The organism is Saccharothrix sp. DSM 118769 (assembly GCF_052936295.1).
The window spans coordinates 6,903,001-6,912,361 of sequence record NZ_CP193627.1 but is presented as its reverse complement, the minus strand read 5'-3'; the positions used below and the strand labels follow the sequence as shown (position 1 = coordinate 6,912,361).

General features: G+C 71.4%; 2 protein-coding genes. Both read left to right on the top strand.

All coding sequences use genetic code 11. The annotated features are described in order from the left end of the window. Positions 1–79: 79 nt before the first annotated feature. Positions 80–3,418 (top strand): amino acid adenylation domain-containing protein, encoded by a 3,339-nt coding sequence (locus ACRAKJ_RS28670; RefSeq protein WP_438919053.1) that lies wholly within the window; start codon positions 80–82, stop codon positions 3,416–3,418. A gap of 2 nt (positions 3,419–3,420) precedes the next feature. Continuing rightward, positions 3,421–9,339: a beta-ketoacyl synthase N-terminal-like domain-containing protein gene (locus ACRAKJ_RS28665; protein ID WP_438919054.1), complete on the top strand. Its 5,919-nt coding sequence runs from the start codon at positions 3,421–3,423 to the stop codon at positions 9,337–9,339. Positions 9,340–9,361 lie beyond the last annotated feature (22 nt).

Here is a 9,361-nt window from a genome sequence, read left to right as displayed (position 1 = left end):
CGACCACCGCACCCCAGCACGGGCCCGCCGGCCACCACGACCCGATCACCGCGTCAGGGCGAAGCAGAGAGCCTGGTTCATGATTGACAAAGACAACATCGAGTCCATCTCCGGTCTGGCCGCGATGCAGGAGGGCATGCTCTTCAGCCACGCGGTGGACACGGGCTCGGACGCCTACGTGGAGCAGTTCGACTTCGCGATCGCGGGCGAGGTGGACGCCGGGCACATGCGCGCGGCGCTCGCGGGCGTGTCCCGGACCTACAGCGCCCTGCGCACGATCTTCTCCTACCGCAACACCGACGAGCCGTACCAGGTCGTGCTGAAGGAGTGGGCGCCGGACCTCGACGTCCGCGACTACCGCGACCGGCCCGACCTCGACCGCGACGTCGAGGAGTTCAAGGTCGCCGACCGCGCGAAGGGGTTCGACCTCAGCGCGGACGTGCTGCTGCGGGCGACCCTGATCCGGGTCGGCGACCGGCGCTGGCGCCTGGTGTTCACGTTCCACCACATCATCCTGGACGGCTGGTCCCTCGGCCCGCTGTTCGCGACGCTGATGGGGTACTACGAGGAGCTGACCGGCACCGGCTCGTTCCGGCCGAGGACCGAGGCGCTGCCGTACCGCGACTACATCGCGTGGCACGAGCGGCGGCGCGGCGAGGACGCCCGGCGGTACTGGGCGGAGGTGCTCGACGGCTACGAGGACGCGGCCGTCCTGCCCGCCGACCCGCGCCCCGGCGGCTACCGGGGGGCCGCGCACCGGTTCACCCTCCCCGCCGGGCTGCACGACGGGCTGAAGCGGTTCGCGCAGGAGACCGGCGTGACGCAGAGCGCCGTCTTCCAGGCCGCCTGGGGCGTCGTGCTGCAGAAGTTCAACTACGCCGACGACGTCGTCTTCGGCAGCGTCGTGTCCGGTCGCGGCTCCGAGCTGGCCGGCATCGGCGACGCGGTGGGGTTGTTCGCGAACACGCAGCCGGTCCGCGTGACGACCGCGGCGGACCAGGACTTCGCCGGGCTGTGCCGCGACGTGCAGGAGTCCTACCTGCGGGCCAGCGCCTTCGAGGACTACGCCCTGCACGACGTGCAGGGCGTCACCCCGCTGAAGAACAAGCTCCTCGACCACGTGGTCGCCTTCGAGAACTACCCGCTGTCCGAGCAGCTGCGCGACTTCGGCGGCGACACGGGCGAGGGGATCGCGTTCGAGGGCGTCGAGGTCTTCGAGCGGACCAGCTACGACCTGCACGTCGTGGTCAACCCCGGCCGCGACTTCGCGGTCACGTTCGCCTACAACGCGAACCACTACGCGCCGGAGCTGGTCCGGGAGCTGGAGCGCTGCCTCGTGCGCGTGTTCACGGCGGTCGCGGCCGACCCGCGGGTGCTGGTCGCGGACCTCGCGCTCGGTGTCGGCCGGGCGGAGGACGCCCCGGCCGAGTCCGGTTCGGCGGTGCCGGGCTCGACCGCGCCGGGTTCCACCGCACCGGGTTCGGCGGCAGCGGGTCCGTCCATCCTGGACTCGTCCGTGGTGGACGTGTTCGCCGGCGTCGTCGCGACCCACGGCGACAAGACCGCCCTCGTGTGGCGGGGCAGGGAGTACAGCTACGCGGAGCTGGACCGCTGGTCCGACTCGGTCGCCTGGGAGCTGGGGGAACGGGGCGTCGTCCCCGGCACGGCGGTCGGCGTGCTCGTGGACCGCCGCCCGGAGCTGCTCGCGGCGATCCTCGGCCTGCTCAAGAACGGCAACTCCTACGTCCCGATCGACACCAAGGACGCCGGGCCCAGGATCGGGCACATCGTCGCCGACGCGGGCGTGGAGCACCTCTGCACGGTGCCGGAGCACGCCGACAAGGCGCCGGCGTCGTCCCGGGTGCTGCTGGTCGCGCAGCTCCCTCCGGCCGACGTGCCGCCGTTCCCGCGGCGGCGCAACCTCAACGCCGCCACCGCCTACCTCATGTACACGTCGGGTTCCACCGGCAACCCCAAGGGCTGCCGCATCACCCACCGCAACATCCTGCGGCTGGTCGCCGACCAGGAGTTCTTCGACTTCCACGACCGCCAGGTCGTCATGTTCACCGGCTCGCCCGCGTTCGACGCCAGCACGTTCGAGATCTGGGGGACGATGCTGTTCGGGGCGACCCTGGTGCTGGCCGACGAACTCGACGTGCTCGACGGCGACCTGATGCGCGACATGGTCAAGCGCCACCAGGTGACGGGCATGTGGCTCACGTCGCCGCTGTTCAACCAGCTGTGCGCCTACGACCCGGCGATCTTCGACCGGCTCGACCACCTCCTCGTCGGCGGCAGCGCGCTGTCCGTCCGGCACCTGGAGCGGGTCCGCGACGCCTGCCCGGACCTGCGGATCACCAACGGCTACGGCCCCACCGAGAACACGACGTTCTCCACGACGCACGAGATCCGCGCCGAGGACCTGCGCCGCGAGCGCGTCCCCATCGGGCGACCGCTGGCGCACTCCTCGGCCCACGTGCTGGACCGGGGCCTGAACCCCCTGCCGCCCGGCGCGGTCGGCGAGCTGTGCGTGGGCGGCGACGGCGTGTCGACCGGCTACCACAACCGGCCGGACCTCGACCTCACGAGCTTCGTCACGGTGCCCGCGCTGCCCGGTCGCCGGCTCTACCGGACCGGCGACCTGGTCCGCGAGCTGCCCGACGGCACGCTCGACTACCTCGGCCGCGTCGACGACCAGGTCAAGATCAGCGGCTTCCGGGTCGAGCTGGGCGAGGTCGAGAGCGTGCTGAGGTCCCTCGACCACGTCGAGGACGCCGCCGTCGTCTGCGTCGAGGTGGACGGGGAGAAGAGCCTGCGCGGCTACTACGTCTCCCGCGAGCCGGTCGCGCCGGACGCGGTGCGGCAGGCGATGGTCAAGCTGGTCGCCCCGTACGTGGTGCCCGCGGCCCTGGTGCGGCTCGACCGCATCCCGCTGAACAAGAGCGGCAAGGTCGACCGGGCGCGGCTGGCGGAGATCCGCCCCGAGCCGGAAGCCCGCCGGGAGGCGCCGGACCTCGGCCCGGCGTCCGGCGCGGCGCGGGTCCTCTTCGACATCATCGCCGACCTGGTCCCCGCCGAGTCCATCGACGTCGACCGCAACTTCTTCGACCTGGGCATCAACTCGCTCAACCTGCTCACGATCAACAACCGGCTGCGCAAGGCGCTGGACCGCAACGTGCCGCTGGTGCAGTTCTTCCAGCACACGTCGATCGCCTCGCTCGCCGCCTACCTCGACGGCAGGACCGGCGCCGACGAACCCGGGGTCCGACCCGACGAGACCGGACCCGAGGACGCCTTCGCCGAGCAGGAGGAGGAAGAGCGGGCCTTCAGCGCCGGCGCGCTGCTGCGGGAGATCGCGGACGAACTCGCCGAGGAACTGGCCGAGGAGCTGGCCGCCGAGCTGGGAGAGGAGTTCTGACCATGCCGGACAACAAGGCCGTCAAGCGCCGGGAGACCGGGCTGGAGATCGCCGTCATCGGCATGGCCGGCCGGTTCCCGCAGGCCGAGGACGTCGACCGGTTCTGGGCCAACCTGGTCGAGGGCGTCGAGGCCGTCTCCCGCTTCACCGACGACGAACTGCTCGACGCGGGCGTGACCCGGGCGGCGCTGGACGACGCGAACTACGTCCGGGCCAAGGGGGTGTTCCCGCACGTCGAGCACTTCGACGCGGAGTTCTTCAGCTACGCCCCCGCCGACGCGACGTTGATCGACCCCCAGGTCCGCGCCCTGCACGAGGAGGTCTTCCACGCCCTGGAGGACGCGGGCTACTCGGCGGAGGGGCGGCCCGAGGCCATCGGCCTCTTCCTCGGCGCGACGAACAACCTCGCGTGGGAGACGCACACCCTGACCAGGCACATCCTGGAGTCGGGGATGACGTTCACCGGCATGCAGCTCAACGACAAGGACTTCGCCGCCACCCGGATCGCGTACGCCCTGGACCTCAAGGGCCCCGCGTTCACCCTGCACACCGCGTGCTCGACGTCGCTGGTCGCCATCGACGTGGCGTGCCGCAACCTGTGGACCGGGGCGTGCCAGATCGCGCTGGCGGGCGGGAGCGGGCTGACGCTGCCGCACAAGAACGGGTACCGCCACCAGGAGAACATGATCCACTCGCCGGACGGGAGCTGCCGCCCGTTCGACAAGGACGCGGGCGGCACCGTCGAGGGCAACGGCGTCGGCGTCGTGGTGCTCAAGCGCCTGGAGACCGCGCTCCGGGACGGCGACCACGTCCACGCGGTGATCAAGGGCTCGGCGGTCAACAACGACGGCAACCGCAAGGTCGGCTACACCGCGCCGAGCATCGAGGGACAGGCCGAGGTCATCCGCAAGGCGTACCGCGTCGCCAACGTGCCCACCGCCGAGGTGTCCTACGTCGAGACCCACGGCACCGGCACCGCCCTCGGCGACCCGATCGAGGTCGAGGCGCTGCGCAAGGCGTTCGGGGCGGGGTCGCCGGGCTCGACGGGCATCGGCTCGCTCAAGGCGAACATCGGCCACCTCGACACCGGCGCGGGCGTCGCCTCCCTGATCAAGACCTGCAAGATCCTCGAACACCGGACCGTGCCGCGGAGCCTGCACTTCACCGAGCTCAACCCGAACATCGACCTCGACGGCAGCCCGTTCTACGTCGTGGCGGAGAAGCAGGAGCTGCGGCCGAAGCGGTCGGCGGACGACGAGGTCCTGCCGCTGCGCGCGGGCGTCAGCTCGTTCGGCATCGGCGGCACCAACGCCCACGTGGTGCTGGAGGAGGCGCCCCCGGCGCGGCCGGTCTCGGGCAAGGGCCGGGCGCACAACACGCTCGTCGTGTCGGGCACGTCCGAGGACGCGGTCCGGCGGATCAAGCGGAACCTCGTGGACCACCTGGCGGCGCACCCGGACGTCGACGGCGCGGACCTGGCGTGGACGCTCCAGAACCGCCAGCGCCGCCTCGCCCACCGCTACGCCGTGGCGTTCGGGGACGTCGGGCAGCTCCGCGAGCGCCTCCAGGAGTCGCTGGACGCGGAGGAGCCGTCCGCGCGCGTCCACAAGAACGCGCGCGGCGACGTCCACTTCCTCTTCAGCGGCCTGGGCGCGCAGCACCCGCGCATGGCCCGCGACCTCTACGAGAAGGAGCCCGCCTTCCGGGCGCACCTGGACGAGTGCTTCACGATCAGCACCGCCCTGGGCAGCGAGGTGCCCCGCGAGGTCTTCTTCGGCGACTCCCCGGAGACCGGGGCGCGGCTGAACAACATCGAGACCACGCAGGTCCTGCTGTTCATGCTGGAGACCTCGATGGCGCGCACGCTCATCGGGTGGGGCCTCAAGCCCAAGGGCATGGTCGGGCACAGCACCGGTGAGCTGGCGGCGGCGTGCGTGGCCGGCGTGTTCTCGCTGGAGGACGGCATCCGCCTCGTCCAGGCGCGGGGCAGCCTGATGGACACCACGGTCGAGGGCGCGCTGACCTCCGTGCGGGCGCCCGAGGACGTCGTCCGGTCCATGCTGACCGACGAGCTGGCCGTCGCCGCGGTGAACGGCCCGGCGGACTGCACCGTGTCCGGCACCCCGGCGGCCGTCGCCGAGCTGGAGCGGCGGTGCGCCGAGCGGGGCGTCGAGTTCGCGCACGTCGAGGCCGACCACGCCTACCACTCGCAGTACATGGATTCCATGCTCGGCCGGTTCCGCGAGGTGCTGGAGGGGGTGACCCTGCACCCGCCGAAGATCCCGTACGCGTCGAACGTGACCGGGGCGTGGATCACCACCGCGCAGGCCACCGATCGCGACTACTACTGCTCGCACGCCCGCGAGACGGTCCGGTTCAAGGACGGCGTCGAAGCGGTCCTGGAGCGGGGCGGAACCCTGTTCGTCGAGGTGGGGCCGGGGAAGTCGCTGTCGTCGTTCGTGCGCGCCATCGGCCGCGACGCCGGCGTCACCGCGATCAACGCGCTGCGCCACCGGTTGGAGGCGGTCGGGGACGACGAGCACCTGGCGCGCGCGGTCGGGAAGCTGTGGGAGAACGGCGTCCCGCTGGACTGGAAGGCGTTCCACCGGGGCCGCGAGCCGCGCAAGGTGAAGCTCCCGCTGTACCCGTTCGAGAGGGTCGAGTACCCGGTCGACGTCGAGGAGTTCCAGCGGCTGCTGGACGGCCCGTCCGGGGGCGGCACGCGCGCCGTCGCCGTGCGGCCCGCGCGGCAGGCCGTCACGGGGACCGTCGTCCACGCGCCGGCGCCGGCCTCGTGGCTGACCTGGTCGCGATCCGTGCGCCCCTCCTCGACCGGCAAGGAGCAGCCGAGGGTCCTGGTCGTGCTCACCGACGACCGCCGCCGGCTCAAGCGCGTGCTGGACGGGGTCGCGCACTGGCGGGCGCTCTACGTCTCGTCCGGTCCGGCGTACCGGTTCGACCGGCAGTCCGGCGCGGTGGTCCGTCCCGGCCACGAGGACGACCTCCGGCGGCTGCTGGACGACCTGGAGCGGCACGCCCTCGCGGGCGACACGATCGTGGTCGACCGCGCGGACCACGCGTCGGCGGTGGCGACCCTGCGCGGGCTCTGCGCGGCCGTCCCCGACATGCGGGAGCGGTGCGTGAAGGACGTCGTGGTGCTGGACACCGGCGACTTCCTGGCCACCCGCGGCGACTTCCTGCCGCTGCTCATCGGCGTCAACCACGAGCACCCGGGGTTCCGGGTCAGGGCCGTCCGGTGCGACGCGCCCCTCGCCGACCGCCGCGGCGGGGAGGTGTGGCGCGAGTGCCTGCGCGCGGAGCTGGAGGCGCACCGGCCCGACGACGTCGCGGTCCGCTACGAACGGGGCCGGCGGCTCGTGCCCAGGGCGGTACCGCTGGACGGCGGCCACCCGGCGCCCGGTCGGCCCGCGCGGACGGTCGTCCTGAGCCGCACCCGCGACGTCGAGGGCGTGGTGCGGGACCTGGCGGGCGCGCACACCGCCCGGACCTTCGACGTGCTGCCGTTCGACCTGGGCGCGGACGGCCCGCCGACGCGGGTCGGGCCGGTGGACGAGCGCGTCACCGTGCTGCCCGCGGTCGTCGGGTCGACCTGGGAGGCGTTGTCCGCCCGGCTGTCGGCGGGCGTGCGCGCGCTGCCGGGGGTCGACGAGGTCGTGCTGTGGGACGCGCCCGCCCGGGGGGCCGGCCCCGACGGCGTGGACCGGCGCGCCCTGCTGGGCCTGGTGGCGGGACTGGGCCGCGAGCGGCGCGTCCCGTGCCACGTGCTGTCCCGGCCGGGGCTGGACCGCGGTGGGTGGGACAGCGACGTCACCACCTGGTTCGCCGGGAACGAGGACGACGGCGCGAGCGCCGGCCTCACCCGGCTCTACTCGTTCGCGGCGGTGCAGGAGGACGGCCGGTCGGTGCTGGACCTGCTGCCCCGGGTGCGCGAAGCGGGCATCGGCACGGCCTACCACGGGCTCGACCCCCTGCGGGCGCAGGCGGCGGCCAAGGTCGTCGACGTCGAGGACGAGCCGGACCGCGGCGACGAGCGGCAGGCGATCGCGGCCGTGGTCGAGCGCGAGGTCCGGACGCTGCTGGGCTTCAGCGAGATCGACGAGCGCGCCGACATCTTCGACATCGGCCTCGACTCGGTGAAGCTGGTGCAGTTCACCAACGCCCTGGAGAAGAACGGCTACAAGGTCCTCGCCAACGAGGTCTACAACCACCCGACGGTCGCCGGGCTCGCCGCCTTCATCGAGCGGACGGCCAGGCGCGGCGGTGCGGAGGACCTGTCGTTCGACGGCCTCGCGGCGGTGCTGGAACAACGCCTCGGCACGCCCTGCGCCTTCCGCGAGGTGAAGTCGGGGCGGGACGAGGACGCGCTCGTCGTGCTCTTCGTGACCGGGCTGGACGACGCGCTGAAGAAGAGGGTCGTCCGGGAGTTCGGCGAACTGCGGGTGCCCGCGGAGTTCGTGCCCCACTACGTCGTCCCGGCCGGCGGGGAGGAACTCGGGACGGCGTTGGACTTCGCCACGCTGAAGGCGAGCGCGGGCCTGCCGTCCCACGACGGCGGCTACTCGGAGGTCTTCGACGAGATCGACCGCCGGCAGGAGGAGCTGCGCCGGTCCATCGGGGCCCGGCCGGTGAAGTGGACGTACCCGATCAGCGCGATGCAGAAGCAGCACTTCGCCACCGAGTCGCGCCTCCAGCTCTACCTGATCCAGTTCCACGACCTCGTCGACCTCGACGTCCTCCAGCAGGCGCTGTGCGACGTCATCGGGCGGCACGGGCTCATGCGCAGCTTCCTGAGCCGATCGTTCGGGCGCTTCCGGTGGAAGGAGTTCGAGGCGCCGGAGACCATCGCCCTGCCGCGGCTGGACCTGTCCGGCCTGGAGCCCCGCGAGCAGGAGGAGCTGCGGGCGGAGCTGGTCAAGCGCGAGTGGAACATGGACTTCAAGGTCGTCGACAAGCCGATGTACCAGGTCGTCCTGATCAAGTACAACGACCGCTCGCACGACCTGCTCTTCCAGTTCGACCACTCGATCTTCGACGCGGCGTCCGGCCAGCTGTTCCGGGGCGACCTGCTCAAGCGCTACGAGGAGCTGACGGCGGGCACGGGGCGGGCGATGCCGATCGCCAAGAGCTACCGGCACCTCCAGGACCAGATCGCCAAGGGCCCGGTCGGCATCACCCCGGACGAACTGATCGAGAAGTTCGACCTTGTCGACTACGTCCGGTATGCGAAGATCATTCAGGAGAAGTCCGCCCGGTTCGCGAACAGCCGCATCCGGGACGTCCGCTACTCCCTCGACCTGGACCGGCTCCGGGCCGCCGACGGCACGGAGGTCGACCTGTTCTACCTGGTCGTGCACCTCTACGCCCGAGTGGTCTCCCGCCTGCTCGGCATCGACAAGGTGGCGCTGATCATGCTGTTCCAGTCGCGCGTGTTCGAGGACGAGGACTACTCCGAGGTCATGGGGATGGTCCTCGGCAGCCTGCCCGTGCTGGTGCCCGGGGAGCGCGACACGATGCGCGACCTCGACGGGATCATCACCGACAAGGTCCGCATGATGAACAAGAACAACGTCAGCTTCCTCAACCTGGTCCAGAGCTTCCGGTCGATCGTCAAGCACCGGAAAGTCCTCTCGGTGATGGGCAAGACGCTCCGGCCGACATGCCTGCTGAACTTCGTCGGAAACGTCGAGGACGAGTACGACGCGATTTGGGACATGACGCTCGCGCAATTGTCCGACGACCAGGGGAAGCTGGACTACGCGGACTGCTACGGCGTGTCGAAAGTCGGCAACGGGCGATTGGACCTGCTCGTCCTGAGCAAGTGGGTGGACGATCCGGACGATATCGTGCGAATTCTGGATGACGAAGTCGAGTATTTGACCAGGCGTGTCGACGCAGGGTGATACGTTAATTTTTCGAAGGAGG